Origin of the sequence: Pseudomonas sp. Z3-8 (genome assembly GCF_051131975.1) — a bacterium.
Taxonomy (GTDB): Bacteria; Pseudomonadota; Gammaproteobacteria; order Pseudomonadales; family Pseudomonadaceae; genus Aquipseudomonas.
Genome location: NZ_CP071643.1, coordinates 4,741,548 through 4,762,881 on the forward strand (window position 1 = coordinate 4,741,548; position 21,334 = coordinate 4,762,881).

18 protein-coding genes are annotated in these 21,334 nt (G+C 62.4%); 15 read left to right on the top strand and 3 right to left on the bottom strand.

Annotated features, from left to right (window positions below):
* Positions 1–21 precede the first annotated feature (21 nt).
* The 6 genes from J3P94_RS21740 (at position 22) to J3P94_RS21765 (ending at position 5,967) form a co-directional block, all read left to right on the top strand.
* Positions 22–768 (top strand): amino acid ABC transporter permease, encoded by a 747-nt coding sequence (locus J3P94_RS21740; RefSeq protein WP_434569610.1) that lies wholly within the window; start codon positions 22–24, stop codon positions 766–768.
* A complete protein-coding gene (locus tag J3P94_RS21745) occupies positions 768–1,439 on the top strand; it encodes an amino acid ABC transporter permease (RefSeq protein ID WP_014339892.1) in 672 nt (223 codons plus the stop codon). Before J3P94_RS21740 ends, J3P94_RS21745 begins: the two co-directional genes overlap by 1 nt.
* Positions 1,436–2,170, top strand: coding sequence for an amino acid ABC transporter ATP-binding protein (locus tag J3P94_RS21750; RefSeq protein WP_014339893.1), 735 nt, complete (start codon positions 1,436–1,438; stop codon positions 2,168–2,170). Before J3P94_RS21745 ends, J3P94_RS21750 begins: the two co-directional genes overlap by 4 nt.
* 215 nt (positions 2,171–2,385) lie before the next feature.
* Complete coding sequence (locus J3P94_RS21755) at positions 2,386–4,287, top strand: sensor histidine kinase (protein WP_434569611.1); 1,902 nt, start codon at positions 2,386–2,388, stop codon at positions 4,285–4,287.
* Positions 4,288–4,331: 44 nt separating this feature from the next.
* Complete coding sequence (locus J3P94_RS21760; RefSeq protein ID WP_434574270.1) at positions 4,332–5,612, top strand: sigma-54-dependent transcriptional regulator; 1,281 nt, start codon at positions 4,332–4,334, stop codon at positions 5,610–5,612.
* Between the two features lie 25 nt (positions 5,613–5,637).
* A complete protein-coding gene (locus tag J3P94_RS21765) occupies positions 5,638–5,967 on the top strand; it encodes a GlpM family protein (protein WP_434574272.1) in 330 nt (109 codons plus the stop codon).
* Between the two features lie 9 nt (positions 5,968–5,976).
* On the opposite strand, the gene J3P94_RS21770 is transcribed toward J3P94_RS21765, so the two are convergent.
* On the bottom strand, positions 5,977–6,591 hold the full coding sequence (locus J3P94_RS21770; RefSeq protein WP_434569612.1) for an NAD(P)-dependent oxidoreductase: 615 nt from the start codon (positions 6,589–6,591) through the stop codon (positions 5,977–5,979).
* 219 nt (positions 6,592–6,810) lie between these two features.
* Positions 6,811–7,689, bottom strand: coding sequence for an MBL fold metallo-hydrolase (locus tag J3P94_RS21775; protein ID WP_434569613.1), 879 nt, complete (start codon positions 7,687–7,689; stop codon positions 6,811–6,813).
* 112 nt (positions 7,690–7,801) lie between these two features.
* On the opposite strand from J3P94_RS21775, the gene J3P94_RS21780 reads away from it, so the two are divergent.
* The 8 genes from J3P94_RS21780 (at position 7,802) to J3P94_RS21815 (ending at position 17,993) form a co-directional block, all read left to right on the top strand.
* Positions 7,802–8,707 (top strand): LysR family transcriptional regulator, encoded by a 906-nt coding sequence (locus J3P94_RS21780; RefSeq protein ID WP_434569614.1) that lies wholly within the window; start codon positions 7,802–7,804, stop codon positions 8,705–8,707.
* Between the two features lie 194 nt (positions 8,708–8,901).
* Positions 8,902–10,410 (top strand): sigma-54-dependent transcriptional regulator, encoded by a 1,509-nt coding sequence (locus J3P94_RS21785; protein WP_434569615.1) that lies wholly within the window; start codon positions 8,902–8,904, stop codon positions 10,408–10,410.
* A gap of 426 nt (positions 10,411–10,836) precedes the next feature.
* The gene (gene gcvH / locus J3P94_RS21790; RefSeq protein ID WP_434561638.1) at positions 10,837–11,220 is read left to right on the top strand and encodes a glycine cleavage system protein GcvH; all 384 of its coding nucleotides are present in this window, start codon (positions 10,837–10,839) and stop codon (positions 11,218–11,220) included.
* An 11-nt stretch (positions 11,221–11,231) separates the two neighbouring features.
* Positions 11,232–14,081: an aminomethyl-transferring glycine dehydrogenase gene (gene gcvP, locus J3P94_RS21795; protein ID WP_434569616.1), complete on the top strand. Its 2,850-nt coding sequence runs from the start codon at positions 11,232–11,234 to the stop codon at positions 14,079–14,081.
* Positions 14,082–14,272: 191 nt separating this feature from the next.
* Entirely contained in the window at positions 14,273–15,649 is a 1,377-nt protein-coding gene (locus J3P94_RS21800) for an L-serine ammonia-lyase (RefSeq protein WP_434569617.1), read from the top strand.
* Between the two features lie 31 nt (positions 15,650–15,680).
* Positions 15,681–16,805, top strand: a complete 1,125-nt coding sequence (gcvT, locus tag J3P94_RS21805) for a glycine cleavage system aminomethyltransferase GcvT (protein WP_434569618.1) — start codon at positions 15,681–15,683, stop codon at positions 16,803–16,805.
* Positions 16,806–17,197: 392 nt separating this feature from the next.
* The gene (locus tag J3P94_RS21810; RefSeq protein ID WP_003227496.1) at positions 17,198–17,410 is read left to right on the top strand and encodes a cold-shock protein; all 213 of its coding nucleotides are present in this window, start codon (positions 17,198–17,200) and stop codon (positions 17,408–17,410) included.
* 94 nt (positions 17,411–17,504) lie between these two features.
* Positions 17,505–17,993: an RDD family protein gene (locus J3P94_RS21815; protein ID WP_434569619.1), complete on the top strand. Its 489-nt coding sequence runs from the start codon at positions 17,505–17,507 to the stop codon at positions 17,991–17,993.
* Positions 17,994–18,209: 216 nt separating this feature from the next.
* On the opposite strand, the gene nadA is transcribed toward J3P94_RS21815, so the two are convergent.
* A complete protein-coding gene (gene nadA / locus J3P94_RS21820; protein ID WP_305496382.1) occupies positions 18,210–19,268 on the bottom strand; it encodes a quinolinate synthase NadA in 1,059 nt (352 codons plus the stop codon).
* Positions 19,269–19,584: 316 nt separating this feature from the next.
* Here nadA and J3P94_RS21825 point away from each other — a divergent pair, with 316 nt between their 5' ends.
* The gene (locus J3P94_RS21825; protein ID WP_434569620.1) at positions 19,585–21,327 is read left to right on the top strand and encodes a copper resistance system multicopper oxidase; all 1,743 of its coding nucleotides are present in this window, start codon (positions 19,585–19,587) and stop codon (positions 21,325–21,327) included.
* The last annotated feature ends 7 nt before the right edge of the window (positions 21,328–21,334 follow it).

A 21,334-nucleotide genomic window follows, 5' to 3' on the forward strand; every position in this document is an offset into this window, starting at 1 on the left:
TCGATCTGAGGGGAGACCCTGATGAATTACAACTGGGACTGGGGCGTGTTCTTCAAGTCCACCGGCGTGGGCAGCGAGATCTATCTCGACTGGTACGTGGCCGGCCTGGGCTGGACCATTGCCATCGCCGTCGTCGCCTGGATCATTGCCCTGCTGCTGGGCTCGATCCTGGGTGTGATGCGCACCGTGCCGAACCGGCTGGTGTCGGGCATCGCGACTTGCTACGTGGAACTCTTTCGTAATGTGCCGCTGCTGGTGCAGCTGTTCATCTGGTACTTCCTGGTGCCGGATCTGCTGCCCGCCGACATGCAGGAATGGTACAAGCAGGACCTCAACCCGACCACCTCGGCCTACCTGAGCGTCGTCGTCTGCCTGGGCCTGTTCACTGCCGCACGGGTTTGCGAGCAGGTGCGCACCGGCATCCAGGCGCTGCCACGCGGCCAGGAAGCCGCCGCCCGCGCCATGGGCTTCAAGCTGCCCCAGATCTACTGGAACGTGCTGCTGCCACAGGCCTACCGGATCATCATTCCGCCGCTTACCTCGGAATTCCTCAACGTCTTCAAGAACTCCTCCGTGGCCTCGCTGATCGGCCTGATGGAGCTGCTCGCGCAGACCAAGCAGACCGCCGAGTTCTCGGCCAACCTGTTCGAAGCCTTTACCCTGGCGACGCTGATCTACTTCACCCTGAACATGAGCCTGATGCTGCTCATGCGCATGGTCGAGAAGAAAGTCGCGGTGCCCGGCCTGATCTCCGTGGGGGGTAAATAATGGAATTCGACTTCACAGGCATCATCCCGGCCATTCCCGGTTTGTGGAACGGCATGGTGATGACCCTCAAGCTGATGGCCCTGGGCGTCGTTGGCGGGATCATCCTGGGGACGATCCTGGCGCTGATGCGCCTGTCCCACAACAAGCTGGTCTCCAACATCGCTGGCGCCTACGTCAACTATTTCCGCTCGATCCCGTTGCTGCTGGTCATCACCTGGTTCTACCTGGCGGTGCCGTTCGTGCTGCGCTGGATCACCGGTGAAGACACGCCGATCGGCGCGTTTGGCTCTTGCGTCGTGGCGTTCATGATGTTCGAGGCGGCTTACTTCTGCGAAATCGTCCGGGCCGGCGTGCAGTCGATCCCCAAGGGCCAGATGGGCGCGGCACAGGCACTGGGCATGAACTATGGCCAGGTCATGCGCCTGATCATCCTGCCCCAGGCGTTTCGCAAGATGACCCCGCTGTTGCTGCAACAGAGCATCATCCTGTTTCAGGACACCTCGCTGGTCTACACCGTCGGCCTGGTGGACTTCCTCAATGCTTCGCGGGCCAATGGCGACATCATCGGCCGCTCCAATGAGTTCCTGATCATCGCAGGTCTCGTGTACTTCACAATCAGCTTTGCCGCCTCGCTGCTGGTCAAGCGTCTGCAAAAAAGGTTCGCCGTATGATCTCTATCAAGAACATCAACAAGTGGTATGGGGACTTCCAGGTACTGACCAATTGCAGCACCGAGGTCAGCAAGGGTGAGGTTGTGGTGGTGTGCGGGCCGTCGGGTTCGGGCAAGTCCACGCTGATCAAGTGCGTCAACGCGCTGGAGCCGTTCCAGAAAGGCGACATCGTGGTCGATGGCACCTCCATCGCCGACCCGAAGACCAACCTGCCGAAACTGCGTTCGCGGGTGGGCATGGTGTTCCAGCACTTCGAATTGTTCCCGCACCTGACCATCACCGAAAACCTGACCATCGCGCAGATCAAGGTGCTGGGCCGCAGCAAGGAAGAAGCCACCAAAAAAGGCCTGCAACTGCTTGAGCGCGTCGGCCTGTCCGCCCATGCCCACAAGCACCCGGGCCAGCTTTCCGGCGGCCAGCAACAGCGCGTGGCGATTGCCCGTGCGCTGGCGATGGACCCGGTGGTGATGCTGTTCGACGAACCGACCTCGGCCCTCGACCCGGAAATGGTCAACGAAGTGCTGGACGTGATGGTGCAACTGGCCCACGAAGGCATGACCATGATGTGCGTGACCCACGAAATGGGCTTCGCCCGCAAAGTGGCGAACCGGGTGATCTTCATGGACCAGGGCCAGATCATCGAGGATTGCGAGAAGGAAGAGTTCTTCGGCGACATCAGCGCCCGCTCCGAACGCGCACAGCATTTCCTTGAGAAAATCCTGCAGCACTAAGCGTCGCCTTCTTTAGACGCGCTTGCCCTTGTGGCGAGGGAGCTTGCTCCCGCTGGGTCGCGTAGCGGCCCCAAATCCGGCAAATGCGATGTATCAGGCATACCGCATTAGCCGTTTTGCGACTGCTTCGCAGCCGAGCGGGAGCAAGCTCCCTCGCCACGGGACCGCGTTTGAAGGGCAATCGCCGCCTCACTGGTTGACCCAAGGCTTCTGTGATGAAATGCGACCCCACCCTCTATCGCGCCGCGCCGCCATCACTCGCCGTGAAACCCCGCCTGATCCGCCACCTGTTCCTGCCGCCGCTGGTCATTGCCCTGATGATCGGCCTGGGTTACCTCGGCTTCTGGATCAGCGAGCACTACGGCATTCGCGGCCTGGCCGAAAATGGCGAGCGCCAGCTGGAACTGCATGCCCGGGCGGTGGAAAGCGAGATCAGCAAATATACCTATCTGCCCAGCCTGCTGGAGCTTGAATCCAGCGTCTCGAAACTGCTCGACGACCCGACACCCGAGCACCGCAAGACCGTCAACGAGTACCTCGAAGGCCTGAATCGGCGCAGCCGTAGCCGGGCCATCTATGTCATGGACACCACCGGCCGGGTGATGGCCACCAGCAACTGGCGCGACGTCGACAGTTACCTGGGCGAAGACCTGTCATTCCGCGCCTACTTCCAGAACGCCGTTCGCGGCCAGCCGGGACGCTTCTACGGCATCGGCAGCACCAACGGCGAGCCGGGCTACTACCTGGCCCATGGGCTGGAAGAAAGAGGCAAGATCATCGGCGTGGCCGTGGTCAAGGTGCGTCTCGAAGCCATGGAGGAACGCTGGCAGCGAGCACGCCTGGAAGCCTTCGTCAGCGACGAGAACGGCATCATCATCCTCTCCAGCGATCCAGCGCGACGGCTCAAGTCCGTACGGCCGCTGAGCGACGAAACCAAGGAACGCCTGGCCCGCAGCCTGCAATACTACTGGTTCCCGCTGAACGAGCTGGTCCCCCTGGCCCGCGAGCAACTGGCCGAAGGCATGGAGAAGCTGACCTTCCCCGCCAATACCGAAATCGCCGCCGACCAGCAGGCCACCAGCTACCTCTCGCAGACCCGGCCGTTGAGCGACACGCCGTGGAATTTCACCTTGCTCACCCCACTTGAAGACCTGCGCCGCCAAGCGATCAACCAGGGCATTCTGGTGGCCGTGGCGTTTGCCCTGGTGGCCTTCCTGCTGATCGCCTGGAACGAGCGGCGCAAGGTGATTGCCACCCGCCTCGCCGCTCGCGAAGCGTTGCAGCAAGCCAACAACCAGCTCGAACGTCGGATTACCGAACGCACCACCGATCTGCGGGCCAGCAACGAGCGGCTCAAAGGCCAGATCCGCGAACGCCGGCAAGCGGAAGAGACCCTGCGCCGCGCCCAGGACGAACTGGTACAGGCCGGCAAGCTGGCGGCCATCGGCCAGATGTCCACCAGCATCGCCCATGAACTCAACCAGCCGCTGGCTGCGTTGCGTACGTTGTCCGGCAACACGGTGCGCTTCCTGGAGCGCGGCCAGCTGGACATTGCCAGCGCCAACCTCAGGACCATCAACGACCTGATCGACCGCATGGGCCGGATCACCGCCAGCCTGCGTGCCTTTGCCCGGCGCGGTGACGACAAAGGCCGGGCCAGCCTGGGCAAGGCCGTCGAGGCCGCGCTGCAATTGCTCGGGGCGCGTCTGGAAAAACTTGGCGTCCAGACACAGACAGCTTTCGAAGACGTCCAGCTGCAAATCGACCAGACACGCCTGGAGCAGATCCTGGTGAACCTGATTGGCAACGCCCTGGACGCGATGCAAGTCCAACCCGAGCCAAAACTGTGGCTCGCCGGTGAGATCAGCGATGGCAAATACCGCCTGCGGGTGCGCGATAACGGCCACGGCATCGATCCGCAGGCACGCAAGCATCTGTTCGAACCTTTTTTCACCACCAAGCCCGGCGAACAAGGCCTGGGCCTCGGCCTGACGCTTTCGGCGAGCCTGTGCGCCGCCGCGGGCGGACACCTGGGCGTCGAGCACCCGGACGATGGTGGCACCACGTTTGTCCTCAGTTTACCGTTGGTAAGCCTTTCACCTGCCGAGCCGCTATGAACAACGACCTGAGCGTTCTGATCGTCGAAGACGACCCCCATGTCCTGTTGGGCTGCCAACAGGCCCTGACCCTGGAAGACATTCCCTGCGTGGGCGTGGGCAGCGCCGAAGAGGCCCTGGAACGGGTTGGCGATGATTTTGCCGGCATCGTCATCAGTGACATCCGGCTGCCGGGCATCGATGGGCTGGAACTGCTGACCCGGCTCAAGGCCCGCGATCGCAGCCTGCCGGTGGTGTTGATCACCGGCCACGGCGATATCTCCATGGCCGTCGGCGCCATGCAGAAAGGCGCCTATGACTTCATGGAAAAACCCTTCTCTCCCGAACGCCTGGTGGACGTCGCCCGCCGCGCCCTGGAGCAACGCAGCCTGGCCCGGGAAGTTTCAACGCTGCGCAGGAAACTGGCCGAACGCGATTCGCTGGAAGGCCGGATCATTGGCCGCTCGCCGGCCATGCAGCATTTGCGAGCGCTGATCGCCAACGTCGCCGACACCTCGGCCAACGTATTGATCGAGGGCGAAACCGGTACCGGCAAGGAGCTGGTCGCCCGCTGCCTGCATGATTTCAGCCGACGCCACGACAAACAGTTCGTCGCGCTGAACTGCGGGGGGCTGCCGGAAAACCTGTTCGAAAGCGAGATTTTCGGTCACGAGGCCAACGCTTTCACCGGTGCGGGCAAACGCCGGATCGGCAAGATCGAGCACGCCGATGGCGGCACGCTGTTTCTCGATGAAGTGGAAAGCATGCCCCTGCCCTTGCAGATCAAGCTGCTGCGGGTGTTGCAGGAACGCACCCTGGAGCGCCTGGGTTCGAACCAGAGCGTGGCCGTGGATTGTCGCGTGATCGCCGCCACCAAGTCCGACCTCGACGAAATGGGCCGGACCGGGCAGTTCCGCAGCGACCTGTATTACCGCCTCAACGTGGTCACCCTGGAACTGCCGCCCCTGCGCGAACGGCGCGAGGACATCCTGCAACTGTTCGAGCATTTCCTCCAGCAATCGTCCCTGCGCTTCGACCGCACGGTGCCGGAGCTAGACAACCAGACCCTGTCGAACCTGATGAGCCACGACTGGCCGGGCAACGTACGTGAACTGCGCAACGTCGCCGAGCGTTATGCCCTCGGCCTGCCGGCTTTCAAGAAGTCCGGCGCGAGCGCGGGCAGCCAGGGCCTGGCTTTCGCCGAAGCAGTGGAAGCCTTCGAGCGCAACCTGTTGGTGGACGCATTGCAACGCAGCGGCGGCAACCTGACCCAGGCCAGCCAGGAACTGGGCATGGCCAAGACCACGCTGTTCGACAAAGTCAAAAAATATGGCCTGAGCCACTGACCGAGGACGCGAACCTGTGGATCTGATTTTCAAGGCGGCGCTTGGCGCGGCCGTAGTGGTCATCCTGGCGATGCTCGCCAAGACCAGGAATTATTACATTGCCGGGCTGGTGCCGCTGTTTCCCACTTTCGCCCTGATCGCCCACTACATCGTCGGCAAGGGCCGCTCGGTGGACGACCTGAAGACCACCATCGTGTTCGGCATGTGGTCGATCATTCCGTACTTCGTCTATCTTGCGACGCTGTACGTGATGGTCGACCGCATGCGCCTCGAAGCCTCATTGGCCATAGCAGCCGTCGCCTGGCTGATGGCGGCGACGGTGCTGGTCAGCGTCTGGGTGCGGCTTCACGGCTGATCCCCGCGATCAATAGCCGACGGTAAACCGCGTCCGTGAAAACTGCGGCGTTTCGACTTCATCGATCATCGCAATGGCGTAGTCGGCAAAGCTGATCCAACTGCGTCCGGCCTGGTCGAACAACAGGTGATCCTTGCCGACACGGAACTGCCCGGTGCGCTCGGTTTCGACGAACTCCGCCGAGGGCGAGAGGAAGGTCCAATCCAGGTCCTGTTCCTTGCGCAACACGTCGAGGAACAATGCACCGGCGCTGGCTTCGGCCAGGTATTCCTCCGGGAAGCCCTCGCCGTCGATCACACGGCTGTTATCCGGCAGCAACAACGAACCGGCACCGCCCACCACCAGCAGACGCTTGACCCCGGCAGCTTTCACCGGAGCGATGACCTTATCGGCCGGCACGGTGGCAAAGTGCGCGGCGCTGATTACCACGTCATGGCCGGCGACTGCTGCGGTCAACGCCTCGCTGTCCAGTACGTCCAGTTGCTTGCTGACCACGCCGGCCCGCTCGCCGATCTTGGTCGTATTGCGGGCGATGGCCGTCACGCTGTGGCCGCGTCGCAGGGCCTCTTCCAACAGCTGGCTGCCGGCCCGGCCGGTGGCGCCGATGATTGCGATTTTGCTCATGGTGTTCTCCTATGGTTATTCGTAGGGATTACTTCAACGCCTCTTGGAGCCATGAACACATTCGTGGCGAGGGAGCTTGCTCCCGCTCGTCTGCGAAGCAGTCGCAAAAACGGCTCATGCGGTGTGTCAGGTACTTCTCATTTGTTGCTATTGGGGCTGCTGCGCAGCCCAGCGGGAGCAAGCTCCCTCGCCACAAAAGCCCCGATCAAAAGTTGAGCGTCACCACTTCATCTCGCCCTTCGCGACCTTGGCGCTGAGTTCCAGCGAACTGTCCTCCCCCAGGTTGGGATAGCGTAGTTTCATCGCGGCGATCAGCGCGGCGGAATCCTTGGCCTTGGCGGTCTCCTCGTCGAAGGCCTTGATGTAGTCGGCGGTGAAGCGCACCGGCGCCAGGGAGCGGGCACTTTCACCCAGGTAATGGCCGGGGATCACCGTGGCCGGTTGCAGTTTTTCAATGCCCGCCAGCGTCGCCAGCCAGTCCTTGTGGGATTGCGGCGTCTGGGTATCGGCCATCCAGACGTGAATGTTTTCCGCCACCACCACGCCGCCAACCACTGCCTTGATCGATGGAATCCAGACAAAGCTGCGGTCCGGTTGCGGGCCGTCGAGGCCGATGATCTGCAAGCGCTTGCCCTCCAGCGTCAGGCTGTCGCCCTTGAGTACCTGGGGCACGAGCGTCTTGGCCGGTGCATCGGCCTTCAGGATCGGCCCCCAGTATTTCAACTTGCCGTCAGCGGTGTGCTGGATGTGCTCGACGGTCGCTGCCGACGCGAGCACCTTGGCTTCAGGGAACGCTGAGGTCAGAGTCTCGAGGCCGAAATAGTAGTCCGGATCGCCGTGGCTGATGTAAATCGTGGTCAGCCGTTTGCCGCTGGCGCGGATTTTCTCCACGACCTGCTCGGCCTGGGCCTTGCCAAACTGGGCGTCCACCAGGATTGCCTCCTTGTCGCCGCTGACCAGAACCGAAGTCACCGGGAAAATCGCCGCGGCGCCGGGGTTATAGACATCGAGCGTCAAGTCGCCCGCCCAGGCCTGGGCGGTGAAGGCCAAGGCGGCGGTCGCCAGCAGCAGGCGTTTGATTGGGGTGAATCCGGTCATGTTGTGCTCCGTCGTCCAAGGGTCCGCAAGGGAATGGACAGAGCTTAGTTGCCTGACTCATTACAAAAAATGCGATGCTGGGACATAGTTTGTTTCTGAAATCGGGCAAATCATGGATCGTCTACAAGCTATGCGGGTGTTCGTAACCGTGATGGACCTGGGCAGCCAATCGGCGGCGGCCGAGCACCTGGACCTGTCGCGACCGGTGGTGTCGCGCTACCTGGCGGAGCTCGAGGACTGGGTCGGCGCCCGGCTGATGCACCGCACCACGCGCAAACTGAGCCTGACGGCCGCCGGCTCGGAGATCCTGCCGCGCTGCCGACAGATGCTTGAGCTGTCCGGCGACATTCAAGCCGCCGTGAGCACGCCGGAAGACGCGCCCCGGGGCATGCTGCGCATTACCGCCAGCCCCTCATTCGGCCAGTCCCAGCTGGCGTCGGCCATGGCCGAGTTCGTCAAGCGCTACCCGGGGGTAAGCGTCGACCTGCAGATGCTCGATCGCACGGTGAACCTGGTAGATGAGCGCATCGACCTGGCGATCCGCATGAGCAACGATCTCGATCCCAACCTGATCGCCCGGCGCCTCACGGTGTGCCGCTCGGTGATCTGCGCCTCGCCCCGTTACCTGCGCGAGCAGCCGACACCGCAACAGGTGGAGGACTTGAGCCGACACAACTGCCTGACCCATTCCTACGTCGGCAAGAGCTTGTGGCATTTCGAGCAGGACGGCGAACAGATCGCGGTTCCGGTGCAGGGCAACATCAGCGCCAACGAAGCCAGCACGCTGCTCCAGGCAACGATCGCCGGCGCTGGCGTGGCGATGCTGCCCAGCTACCAGGCCGGCCCTTATCTGCGCAGTGGTGAACTGGTGCGCCTGCTGGCCCACGCCGAACCGCGGCTGATGAACATGTACGCAGTGTATGCATCGCGCAAGCACATGCCCTCGGCGCTGCGTTGCCTGGTGGATTTTCTGGTGCTGAAGTTTCCCGAAACGCCTGAGTGGGATGACGGGCTATAAGCCCGGTGGGAGCCTGTGGGAGCGAGCCTGCTCGCGAAAGCGGTGTCTCAGCCAACATCAATGCTGGCTGACATACTGCTTTCGCGAGCAGGCTCGCTCCCACAATGGAAATCGACGCATGACCGGGATTTCACCAACAGCCCGGCCCAAGGCATACTTGCCACCCTTCGTAATCCAGAACCCGAAACCGCCCCATGCGCATCCACGTCAGTTTCATCGACCGCGTCGGCATCACCCAGGAAGTCCTGGCTTTGCTCGGTGGGCGCAATTTGAACCTGGATGCGGTGGAGATGGTGCCGCCCAACGTCTACATCGATGCCCCGACCCTCAGCCCGCAGGTGCTCGACGAACTGCGCGAGGCACTGTTCAGCGTGCGCGGCGTGCAGGCGGTCACCGTGGTGGACATTCTCCCGGGGCAACGCCGACACTTGCAGCTCGATGCCTTGCTCGCCGCCATGACTGACCCGGTGCTGGCCCTCGACAGCGCCGGCAAGGTGCTGCTCGCCAACCCCGCGCTGATCGCCTTGTACGGTCGGGAACCGGCCGGGGAAAGCGTGGCCGAGCTGTTCGGCGACGCGGCGCTGCTGGACGCCCTGCTGGAAAACGGTTTTCGCCTGCCGCTGCGGGAAATCACCCTCAACGGCCAGACCTTGTTGCTGGACGCCACGCCCATCACCGATGCCGGGGCGCTGCTGACGCTTTATCAGCCAAACCGCATCGGCGAACGCCTGTCGGCGCTGCATCACGACCACGCCGAGGGTTTCGACGCGCTGCTGGGCGAATCCCCGGCGATCCGCACGCTCAAGGCCCGGGCCCAGCGCGTCGCGGCCCTGGATGCGCCGCTGCTGATCCAGGGCGAGACCGGTACCGGCAAGGAACTGGTGGCCCGCGCCTGCCACGCCATCAGCGCCCGCCACGGCGCGCCATTCCTGGCCCTGAACTGCGCCGCGCTGCCGGAGAACCTCGCCGAAAGCGAACTGTTCGGCTATGCCCCCGGCGCCTTCACCGGCGCCCAGCGCGGCGGCAAGCCGGGGCTGATGGAACTGGCGAATCAGGGCACGGTGTTTCTCGATGAAATCGGCGAGATGTCGCCGTACCTGCAAGCCAAGCTGCTGCGTTTCCTCAATGACGGCAGCTTTCGCCGTGTGGGTGGCGATCGGGAGATCAAGGTCAATGTGCGAATCCTCAGCGCCACCCACCGCAACCTGGAGAAAATGGTCAGCGAAGGCTCGTTCCGCGAAGACTTGTTCTACCGCCTGAACGTGCTCAACGTCGAAGTCCCGCCGCTGCGCGAGCGCGGCCAGGACATCCTGCTGCTGGCGCGTTATTTCATGCAGCAGGCCTGCGCGCAGATCCAGCGCCCGGTCTGCCGGCTGGCCCCCGGCACCTATCCGGCATTGCTGGGCAATCGCTGGCCGGGCAATGTGCGGCAACTGCAGAACGTGATCTTCCGCGCCGCCGCCATCTGCGAAAGCAGCCTGGTGGACATCGGCGACCTCGACATCGCCGGCACCTCCGTGGCGCGCCAGGGCGATGTGGAAGTCGAAAGCCTGGAGCAGGCTGTGGAAAGCTTCGAGAAGCACCTGCTTGAAAGTTTGTACGCCAACTACCCGTCCACCCGCCAGTTGGCCAGCCGCCTGCAGACCTCCCATACCGCGATTGCCCATCGGTTGCGCAAGTATGGGATTTCCGGGAAGCCATAGCTTTACTCGGTTCATGTGGGAGCGGGCTTGCTCGCGAAGACGGTGTGTCAGTCAACATCAACTTGGCTGGCACACCGTCTTCGCGAGCAAGCCCGCTCCCACAGAGGTTCTGAGCTGTGGTCGAAATCGCGTCAAAAACGACCTCCACTGTACTGAAAGCGCTACAGCGGAACGATATCGCTACAGTCGTCGTCAGCCTGCGCAGCGTAAGGCTCTGATCCCATAACGATTTTATCCGGCCGAGGCGCTGTAGCGATTTCGCTACAGCGCGAAAGACTATCGCCGCGCGAAGATCTTTCAACCTATTGATAAATAATGAATTTTGTAAATTGGCCACGTTCTTGCTAAGGCTTTAGCCATTCGGCCGGGCCAAGCCCCGCGCCTTTCTTCGCGTCCACCAGACGAAATCTGGCCCCAGGAGTTTCCATGAGCGAGTTGCGTTTTACTGAAGATCACGAATGGCTGCGCACCGAAGCAGACGGCAGCGTCACCGTAGGCATTACCGCCTTCGCGCAGAACGCATTGGGCGACGTGGTTTTTGTGCAACTGCCTGAATTGCAGTCCTACGCCAAGGGCGACGAAGCCTCCACGGTTGAATCGGTGAAAGCCGCCAGCGGTGTGTACATGCCCCTCGATGGGGAAGTACTTGAAGTGAACGACAAGCTCGGCGACAGCCCGGAACTGGTCAACGAAGATCCGCTGGGCGACGGCTGGTTCTTCCGCTTTAAACCGACCGACGCCGACGCAGTGGCTAAGCTGTTGGATCAAGACGCCTACGATCGCCTGATCAAAGCCAACGCCGAAGCCTGAGGAGCCACGACATGACCGTAAATCTCGGCACCGCCAACGAATTCATCGCCCGCCATATCGGCCCTCGGGCCAGCGACGAGCAAGCCATGCTCGAGCGCCTGGGTTTCGACTCCCTGGAAGCCCTGAGCGCCAGCGTCATCCCGGAAAGCATCAAGGGCACCAGCGTGCTGGACATGGGCGACGGCCAGAGCGAAGCCGATGCACTGGCCTCGATCAAGGCCATCGCCGGCAAGAACCAGCTATTCAAGACCTACATCGGCCAGGGTTACTACAACTGCCACACCCCGGCGCCGATCCTGCGCAACCTGCTGGAAAACCCGGCCTGGTACACCGCCTACACGCCGTACCAGCCGGAAATTTCCCAGGGCCGTCTCGAAGCGCTGCTGAATTTCCAGACCCTGATCAGCGACCTCACCGGCCTGCCGATCGCCAACGCCTCGCTGCTCGACGAAGCCACCGCCGCTGCCGAAGCCATGACCTTCTGCAAACGCCTGAGCAAGAACAAGGGCAGCAATGCCTTCTTCGCTTCTCGCCATTGCCACCCGCAGACCCTCGACGTGCTGCGCACCCGTGCCGAACCCCTGGGTATCGACGTGGTGGTCGGTGATGAACGCGAACTGAGCGACGTCAGCGGCTTTTTTGGCGCACTGTTGCAATACCCGGCCAGCAACGGTGATCTGTTCGACTATAGCGAGCTGACCGAACGCTTCCACGCCGCCAATGCCCTGGTGGCCGTCGCGGCTGACCTGCTGGCCCTGACGCTGCTGACCGCCCCCGGTGAATTCGGTGCAGACGTGGCCATCGGCAGCGCCCAGCGCTTTGGCGTGCCACTGGGTTTCGGCGGCCCGCACGCGGCGTATTTTTCCACCAAGGATGCGTTCAAGCGCGACATGCCGGGCCGTCTGGTCGGCGTGTCCGTAGACCGTTTCGGCAAGCCGGCCCTGCGCCTGGCGATGCAGACCCGCGAGCAACACATCCGCCGCGAGAAAGCCACCAGCAACATCTGCACCGCCCAGGTACTGCTCGCCAACATCGCCAGCATGTACGCGGTGTATCACGGCCCCAAAGGCCTGGTGCAGATTGCCAACCGCATCCACCACCTGACCGCGATCCTCGCCAAGGGCCTGGGCGCGCTGGGCCTGAGCGTCGAGCAAGAGAGCTTCTTCGACACCCTGACCCTGCACACCGGCGCACAGACTGCTGCCCTGCACGACAAGGCCCGTGCCCAACGCATCAACCTGCGCGTGGTGGATGCAGAACGCCTGGGCCTGTCCCTGGACGAGACCACCAGCCAGGCTGATATCGAGGCATTGTGGAGCCTGTTGGCCGACGGCAAGGCCCTGCCGGACTTTGCCGCCCTCGCCGCCAGCGTGCAAAGCCGCATCCCGGCCGAACTGGTGCGCCAATCGGCGATCCTCAGCCACCCGGTGTTCAACCGCTACCATTCCGAAACCGAGCTGATGCGTTACCTGCGCAAGCTCGCCGACAAGGACCTGGCCCTGGATCGCACCATGATCCCGCTGGGTTCCTGCACGATGAAACTCAACGCCGCCAGCGAAATGATCCCGGTGACCTGGGCCGAATTCGGTGCCCTGCACCCGTTCGCCCCGGCCGAGCAGAGCGCCGGCTACCAGCAATTGACCGACGAGCTGGAAGCCATGCTCTGCGCCGCCACCGGCTATGACGCGGTGTCGCTGCAACCCAACGCCGGTTCCCAGGGTGAATACGCTGGCCTGCTGGCAATCCGCGCCTACCACCAGAGCCGTGGCGAAGACCGTCGCGACATCTGCCTGATCCCGTCCTCCGCCCACGGCACCAACCCGGCCACTGCCAACATGGCCGGCATGCGCGTGGTCGTGACCGCGTGCGATGCCCGTGGCAACGTCGACATCGAAGACCTGCGCGCCAAGGCCATCGAGCACCGCGAACACCTCGCCGCGCTGATGATCACCTACCCGTCCACCCACGGCGTGTTCGAGGAAGGCATCCGCGAAATCTGCGGCATCATTCATGACAACGGCGGCCAGGTATACATCGACGGCGCCAACATGAACGCCATGGTCGGACTCTGCGCCCCAGGCAAGTTCGGCGGGGACGTGTCGCACCTGAACCTGCACAAGACCTTCTGCATCCCTCACGGCGGTGGCGGCCCGGGCGTCGGCCCGATCGGCGTCAAGTCGCACCTGGCACCGTTCCTGCCCGGCCATGCGAACATGGAGCGCAAGGAAGGCGCGGTGTGCGCGGCGCCGTTCGGCAGTGCGAGCATTTTGCCGATCACCTGGATGTACATCCGCATGATGGGCGGCGCCGGCCTCAAGCGCGCCTCGCAACTGGCGATCCTCAACGCCAACTACATCGCCCGTCGCCTGGAAGAGCACTACCCGGTGCTCTACTCCGGCAGCAACGGTCTGGTGGCCCACGAATGCATCCTCGATTTGCGTCCGCTCAAGGACAGCAGCGGCATCAGCGTCGATGACGTCGCCAAGCGCCTGATCGACTTCGGCTTCCACGCCCCGACCATGTCGTTCCCGGTGGCCGGCACATTGATGATCGAGCCGACCGAAAGCGAATCCAAGGAAGAACTGGACCGCTTCTGCGACGCCATGATCTGCATCCGCGAAGAAATCCGCGCGGTGGAGAACGGCAGCCTCGACAAGGACGACAACCCGCTGAAAAACGCCCCGCACACCGCGGCGGAACTCGTCGGCGAGTGGACTCACCCCTACAGCCGCGAACAGGCCGTGTACCCGCTGGCGTCGTTGATCGAAGGCAAGTACTGGCCGCCCGTGGGCCGGGTCGACAACGTGTTCGGCGACCGCAACCTGGTTTGCGCCTGCCCGTCGATCGAAAGCTACGCTTGATCTGTGAAGGGGGACGGTCCATCCGTCCTCCGAACTTCCCTTGTGGGAGCGAGCCTGCTCGCGAAGGCGATATGTCAGCCAATCAGATGTCAACTGACACGCCGCCTTCGCGAGCAGGCTCGCTCCCACAGGGAATTTGTTTTCAACCCTTGTAAACCGTCGATCCCATAAAAAGAAACCGGAGAAACACCATGTCGTTAAGCGTGTTCGACCTGTTCAAGATCGGCATCGGCCCTTCCAGCTCCCACACGGTTGGCCCGATGCGTGCCGCGGCCCGGTTCGCCGAAGGGCTGCGCCGTGATGACCTGCTCAAGACCACTGCCAGCGTCAAAGTCGAGCTGTATGGTTCGCTCGGTGCCACTGGCAAGGGCCATGGCAGTGACAAGGCCGTGCTGCTGGGCCTGGAAGGCGAGCACCCGGATACCGTGGACACCGAAACGGTATCTACCCGGCTCCAGGAGATTCGCAGCAGCGGTCGCCTGAACCTGCTCGGCGAACACCCCATCGAATTCAACGAAAAGCTGCACCTGGCGATGATTCGCAAACCGTTGGCCTTCCACCCCAACGGCATGATCTTCCGTGCCTTCGACGCCGCCGGGCTGCAGGTGCGCAGCCGCGAGTACTACTCAGTAGGCGGCGGCTTTGTGGTCGATGAAGGCGCCGCCGGTGCCGACCGTATCGTCGAGGATGCAACGCCCCTGACCTTCCCGTTCAAGAGCGCCAAGGACCTGCTCGCCCATTGCACCACTTACGGCCTGTCCATCAGCCAGGTGATGCTGACCAACGAAAGTGCCTGGCGCCCCGAAGCCGAAACCCGCGCCGGCCTGCTGAAGATCTGGCAGGTCATGCAGGATTGCGTGGCGGCCGGCTGTCGCAATGAAGGGATACTGCCGGGCGGGCTGAAGGTCAAGCGACGGGCCGCCGCGCTGCATCGCCAGCTGTGCAAGAATCCCGAAGCGGCATTGCGTGATCCGTTGTCCGTGCTCGACTGGGTCAACCTGTATGCCTTGGCCGTCAACGAAGAAAACGCCTACGGCGGACGCGTTGTCACCGCGCCTACCAACGGCGCGGCAGGCATCGTTCCGGCCGTACTGCATTACTACATGCGCTTCATTCCCGGGGCCAACGAAGATGGCGTGGTGCGGTTCCTGCTGACCGCCGCCGCCATCGGCATCCTCTACAAGGAAAACGCTTCCATCTCCGGCGCCGAAGTCGGCTGCCAGGGCGAAGTCGGCGTGGCCTGTTCCATGGCGGCCGGCGCACTGTGCGAAGTTTTGGGCGGCACCGTGCAACAAGTGGAAAACGCCGCCGAAATCGGCATGGAACACAACCTCGGCCTGACCTGCGACCCCATCGGTGGCCTCGTCCAGGTACCTTGCATCGAACGCAACGCCATGGGCTCGGTGAAAGCCATCAACGCGGTGCGCATGGCCATGCGCGGCGACGGGCATCACTTCGTCTCCCTCGACAAAGTCATCCGCACCATGCGCCAGACCGGCGCCGACATGAAAAGCAAATACAAGGAGACCGCCCGCGGCGGTCTGGCGGTCAACATCATCGAATGCTGATACGCGCCACTTTCATTTTCCAGGAGCTGATATGTCCACCGAACAATTGATGAAAACCCCGCTGCACGCTCTGCACCTTGAGCTGGGCGCGCGCATGGTGCCATTTGCCGGCTACGACATGCCCGTGCAATACCCGCTGGGCGTCATGAAAGAACACCAGCACACCCGTGATCAGGCCGGGCTGTTCGATGTGTCCCACATGGGCCAGATCCGCCTGACCGGCGCCGATGCCGCCAAAGCCCTGGAGACACTGGTGCCGGTGGACATCATCGACCTGCCGGTGGGCATGCAGCGCTACGCCATGTTCACCAACGATAACGGCGGCATCCTTGACGACCTGATGGTCGCCAACCTGGGCAATGACGAACTGATCCTGGTGGTCAATGCCGCCTGCAAGCATCAGGACCTGGCCCACCTGCAAGCGAAAATCGGCGACCGGTGCAGCATCGAACCGCTGTTCGAAGCCCGCGCCCTGCTCGCCCTGCAAGGCCCGGCCGCCGTCAGCGTACTCGCGCGCCGGGCGCCGGACGTGGCGAAAATGACCTTCATGCAGTTCCAGCGCGTGACGCTGCTGGGCGTGGATTGTTTTGTCAGCCGTTCGGGCTACACCGGCGAAGACGGTTTCGAAATTTCCGTGCCGGCCGCCGACGCAGAGAAACTCGCCCGCGCCCTGCTGGCCGAACCGGAAGTCGCGGCCATTGGCCTCGGTGCCCGCGACTCCCTGCGCCTGGAAGCCGGCCTGTGCCTTTATGGCCACGACATGAACACCGAAACCACGCCGATCGAAGCCAGCCTGCTCTGGGCCATTTCCAAAGTACGCCGTGCCGACGGTGCCCGCGCCGGTGGGTTCCCCGGGGCTGAGACCATCTTCGCCCAACAACAGAGCGGCGTCAGCCGCAAACGCGTCGGCCTCCTGCCCCAGGAACGCACACCGGTGCGCGAAGGCGCGGAGATCGTCAACGAAGCTGGCGAGACCATCGGCACCGTATGCAGCGGCGGTTTCGGCCCGACGCTGGGCGGTCCGTTGGCCATGGGCTATCTGGACAGTGCCTACGTGGCAATGGATACACCGGTCTGGGCCATTGTGCGTGGGAAAAAGGTGCCTATGCTTGTAAGCAAAATGCCATTTGTTGCACAGCGCTACTACCGTGGTTGATTGGCTGTTTCTATAAGTAACGCGGTTGCGTTAAACGTGCACTAATGTGTAACGCAACCGCCATAAAAAGGTGCATGTTTGATATTCAACCGGCTTATAACGTCGAGGAACTATTGGACTAGCCTTTCGAATAAGCCTTCTCCAGCGAAACATCTAAATCGCCAGCAAGCTGAGCAAATCCGGGCCCTTGAGGGGGGTTGTTTTTTCATTGGAAGTTGGCGTAGAGTTTCGTCACTGTGTTTGCATGGGTCGCTTGGATCGTGACCTGGGCAGTAGCCTACGAAGTTAGCTACATCCCGTTCGACGTCATCTTACTTTCCTGCAACCCAGCCCCAGTACTCTTTCGCGTTGAAAGAGGCTGTCATTAATTTAGCGTCAAGGAAATTAAGAAAATGTCTACTCGTCAGAGCGGTACCGTCAAGTGGTTCAACGACGAAAAAGGTTTTGGTTTCATCACCCCTGAAAGCGGTCCGGACCTGTTCGTGCACTTCCGCGCCATCCAGGGCAACGGCTTCAAGAGCCTGAAAGAAGGCCAGAAAGTCACTTTCGTCGCTGTGCAGGGCCAGAAAGGCATGCAGGCTGACGAGGTTCAAGCCGAGGCCTGAGGCTTTCGCAAACTAAAAAGCCCCTGATTGATATCAGGGGCTTTTTTATGGGCGCAAATCCGTAAAATGGCTTCTTTTTTCAGCCGAGGCCGTCATGCCGAAACACCTGCTCACTCCCCAGGGCGATTTTCCACCCGTCGGCCTGGGCCGTCGCCTGGCAGCGATGTTTTATGACTTCCTGCTGTGCACGGCACTGCTGATCGTGACCGGTGGGGTCTACAAGATGATCCAGATGGCGATCATCGGCGAAGAAAAGATGCGCGCCCTCACCGACGCCGGAGCACTGGACGGTGACCCGCTGCTGTCCACCGTATTGCTCTTCGTGCTGTTCGGTTTCTTCGCCAAGTTCTGGACCCACAACGGCCAGACCCTGGGCATGCAGGTCTGGTGTATTCGCGTGCAGAACGCCGATGGCACGGCCATCAGCCTGTGGCAGGCGCTGTTGCGGTTCGTGGTGTCGATTGCGTCGTTGCTGTTGCTGGGGCTGGGCTTTATCTGGGCGCTGTTCGACAAGCGCAAGCGCGGCTGGCATGACATCTACTCGGATACGCAACTGGTGCGGATTCCCAAGAAAACCAAGTAAAGGAACAACCACTGGTCCCGTGGCGAGGGAGCTTGCTCCCGCTCGGCTGCGCAGCAGTTGTAAAAGGCCTGTTTGGTTTATCTGAAGATATGCGGTGCTGGCAGGAGGGGGCTGCTTCGCAGCCCAGCGGGAGCAAGCTCCCTCGCCACGAAGGTTTCTCAGGTCTCAATACCTCTCAAAGCTTCAAGCCCTTCAGAGGTCTCAAGACTCCCGGAATCAGGCATTCCCCGCCAATTTCATCCGCGCTGCCTGGGTGAAGTCCAGCATGCGCTTGAGCGGGCGGATCGCCTGGGGGATCAAGGCCGGGTCGACGAAGATCTCGTTGCTGCCGTCCTTCAACGCCTGGAGGGTGCGCTCCAGGGTGTTCATCGCCATCCACGGGCAATGCGCGCAACTGCGGCACGCCGCGCCGTTGCCGGCCGTGGGAGCTTCGATGAAGACTTTGTCGGGGCACAGCTGCTGCATCTTGTAGAAGATGCCGCGGTCGGTGGCGACGATCAGCGTCTTGTTCGGCAAGCTTTGCGCCGCAGCGATCAACTGACTGGTGGAGCCCACGGCATCCGCCAGCTCGATCACCGAGGTCGGCGACTCCGGGTGCACCAGGATCGCGGCGTCCGGGTACAGCGCCTTCATGTCTTCCAATTGCTTGGACTTGAACTCCTCGTGGACGATGCAGGCACCGTCCCAGAGCAGCATATCGGCGCCGGTCTTGCGCTGGATGTAGGTCCCCAGGTGCTTGTCCGGGCCCCAGATGATCGTCTCGCCGTTGTCCATCAGGCTCTCGACGATCTCCAGTGCGCAGCTGGACGTCACAACCCAGTCGGCCCGGGCCTTTACCGCCGCCGAAGTGTTGGCGTAGACGACCACGGTGCGCTCCGGATGCTGGTCGCAGAACGCCGAGAACTCATCCACCGGGCAGCCCAGGTCCAGGGAGCAGGTGGCTTCCAGGGTCGGCATCAGCACGCGTTTTTCAGGGTTGAGGATCTTCGCGGTCTCGCCCATGAACTTGACCCCGGCCACCACCACGGTCTTGGCCGGATGGGCGTTGCCGAAGCGGGCCATTTCCAGGGAGTCGGAAACACAGCCCCCGGTCTCCTCGGCCAGGGCCTGGATGATCGGGTCACAGTAGAAATGCGCAACCAGCACCGCGTCCTGAGCCTTGAGCTCGGCGGCGATGGCGGCGCGGTACCAGGCTTCTTGCTCGGCCGTCAGCGGCTTGGGCTGCTTGGCATCGAGGTGGGCCTGGACCAGAAGGCGTTCGGAAATCTGCGTCATGTTCGCAAGACCTATGGGCGCGTTTTGCGCGAAAGTCGAGTATACACCCGGCTCCGGACCACTCGGGTACCGCCGGGAAAGTGGGTATCAATCAGGCACGGGACAGCATGAAGCCGGCAAGGCTACAGAATATCCCGCCGTTGCAAAAGATCATTCTGACCTGTGCCCCGCCACTGCAACGCACCCGTTCCCTCGTGGTGCCAAGCTGACTGAAATGTAATCACCCGCCGCGTCCGGCTGTGTCATCTTCTTTTCAACCCGCACAGGGGCCAGCTCCTGTGCCTGCTTTGAATCGAGCGATGGATTTTCAAACGTCATGCAATCGAAAACTTCCCGGCGAACCTTCGTCAAGGGCCTGACTGCCGGCGGCATCCTTGGTGGCCTGGGCTTGTGGCGCTCGCCCGTCTGGGCCCTTACCAGCCCGGGCCAGCCCAACGTACTGAGCGGCACCGAGTTCGACCTGTTCATCGGCGAAAGCCCGGTCAATTTCACCGGCAACCCGCGCACCGCCCAGACCATCAACGGCGGCATTCCCGGGCCGTTGCTGCGCTGGCGTGAGGGCGACACCGTGACCTTGCGCGTACGCAATCGCCTGCAAGACAGCACTTCGATCCATTGGCACGGCATCCTCCTGCCGGCCAACATGGACGGCGTCCCCGGGCTGAGCTTCAAAGGCATCGAGCCCGGCGGCCTGTATGTCTACCAGTTCAAGGTCCGGCAGAACGGCACCTACTGGTACCACAGCCATTCCGGCTTCCAGGAGCAATCCGGGGTCTATGGCCCGCTGGTCATAGACGCCAGGGAACCCGAGCCTTTCCAGTATGAGCGTGACTACGTGGTCATGCTCACCGACTGGAGCGATGAGGACCCCACCCAGATCATCCGCAAGCTGAAGAAACAATCGGACTACTACAACTACAACAAACGCACGGTCGGCGACTTCATCGACGATGTCGGCAAGAACGGCTGGGCCGCCACCGTGGCCGATCGCAAGATGTGGGCCGAGATGAAGATGAATCCCACCGACCTTGCCGACGTCAGTGGCGCCACCTACACCTATCTCATGAACGGCCAGGCACCGGACATGAACTGGACCGGCCTGTTCAAGCCGGGTGAACGCATCCGCTTGCGTTTCATCAATGGCTCGTCCATGACCTATTTCGATGTGCGCATACCCGGCCTGAAAATGACCGTCGTGGCCTCGGATGGCCAGTACGTCAAACCGGTGAGCGTCGATGAGTTCCGAATCGCCGTGGCGGAAACCTACGACGTCATCATCGAGCCGACGCAGCAAGCCTACACCCTGTTCGCCCAGTCCATGGACCGCACCGGCTACGCCCGCGGCACCCTCGCGACCCGGGCCGGATTGGCGGCGCCGGTACCGCCCTTGGACCCTCGGCCACTGGTGACCATGGACGACATGGGCATGGCTGGCATGGATCACGGATCAATGCAGGGCATGGACCATAGCCAGATGCAGGGCATGGATGACATGACCGGCATGGACCACGGCACCCTGCCAGGTATGGGCGGGATGCAAACCCATCCCGAAACGGAGAACGACAATCCGTTGGTGGACATGCAGGCCATGAGCGTCAAACCCAAGCTCGACGACCCAGGCATGGGCCTGCGCAACAATGGCCGCAAAGTGCTGACCTACGCGGACCTGCGCAGCACCTTTGCCGACCCCGACGGCCGCGAGCCGGGCCGCACGATCGAGCTGCACCTGACCGGGCACATGGAAAAATTCGTCTGGTCGTTCAACGGCGTGAAGTTCAGCGACGCCGCGCCGCTGCTGCTCAAGTACGGCGAGCGCCTGCGCATCGTCTTGATCAACGACACCATGATGACCCACCCCATCCACCTGCACGGCATGTGGAGCGACCTGGAAGACGAAAACGGCCAGTTCATGGTGCGCAAGCACACCATCGACGTACCGCCCGGTTCCAGGCGCAGCTATCGAGTGACCGCCGACGCGCTTGGCCGCTGGGCCTATCACTGCCACCTGCTGTTTCACATGGAAATGGGCATGTTCCGCGAAGTCCGGGTGCAGGAATGAGGAGCCG

Bases quoted from the DNA above. Each gene is read 5' to 3' on its own strand.
- gcvT (WP_434569618.1), top strand. From the start codon at position 15,681: ATGTCCACCGAACAATTGATGAAAACCCCGCTGCACGCTCTGCACCTT.
- J3P94_RS21800 (WP_434569617.1), top strand. From the start codon at position 14,273: ATGTCGTTAAGCGTGTTCGACCTGTTCAAGATCGGCATCGGCCCTTCC.
- J3P94_RS21810 (WP_003227496.1), top strand. From the start codon at position 17,198: ATGTCTACTCGTCAGAGCGGTACCGTCAAGTGGTTCAACGACGAAAAA.
- J3P94_RS21785 (WP_434569615.1), top strand. From the start codon at position 8,902: ATGCGCATCCACGTCAGTTTCATCGACCGCGTCGGCATCACCCAGGAA.
- gcvP (WP_434569616.1), top strand. From the start codon at position 11,232: ATGACCGTAAATCTCGGCACCGCCAACGAATTCATCGCCCGCCATATC.
- J3P94_RS21780 (WP_434569614.1), top strand. From the start codon at position 7,802: ATGGATCGTCTACAAGCTATGCGGGTGTTCGTAACCGTGATGGACCTG.
- J3P94_RS21815 (WP_434569619.1), top strand. From the start codon at position 17,505: ATGCCGAAACACCTGCTCACTCCCCAGGGCGATTTTCCACCCGTCGGC.
- J3P94_RS21745 (WP_014339892.1), top strand. From the start codon at position 768: ATGGAATTCGACTTCACAGGCATCATCCCGGCCATTCCCGGTTTGTGG.
- J3P94_RS21775 (WP_434569613.1), bottom strand. From the start codon at position 7,689: ATGACCGGATTCACCCCAATCAAACGCCTGCTGCTGGCGACCGCCGCC.
- J3P94_RS21770 (WP_434569612.1), bottom strand. From the start codon at position 6,591: ATGAGCAAAATCGCAATCATCGGCGCCACCGGCCGGGCCGGCAGCCAG.
- J3P94_RS21755 (WP_434569611.1), top strand. From the start codon at position 2,386: ATGAAATGCGACCCCACCCTCTATCGCGCCGCGCCGCCATCACTCGCC.
- nadA (WP_305496382.1), bottom strand. From the start codon at position 19,268: ATGACGCAGATTTCCGAACGCCTTCTGGTCCAGGCCCACCTCGATGCC.
- J3P94_RS21750 (WP_014339893.1), top strand. From the start codon at position 1,436: ATGATCTCTATCAAGAACATCAACAAGTGGTATGGGGACTTCCAGGTA.
- gcvH (WP_434561638.1), top strand. From the start codon at position 10,837: ATGAGCGAGTTGCGTTTTACTGAAGATCACGAATGGCTGCGCACCGAA.
- J3P94_RS21740 (WP_434569610.1), top strand. From the start codon at position 22: ATGAATTACAACTGGGACTGGGGCGTGTTCTTCAAGTCCACCGGCGTG.
- J3P94_RS21825 (WP_434569620.1), top strand. From the start codon at position 19,585: ATGCAATCGAAAACTTCCCGGCGAACCTTCGTCAAGGGCCTGACTGCC.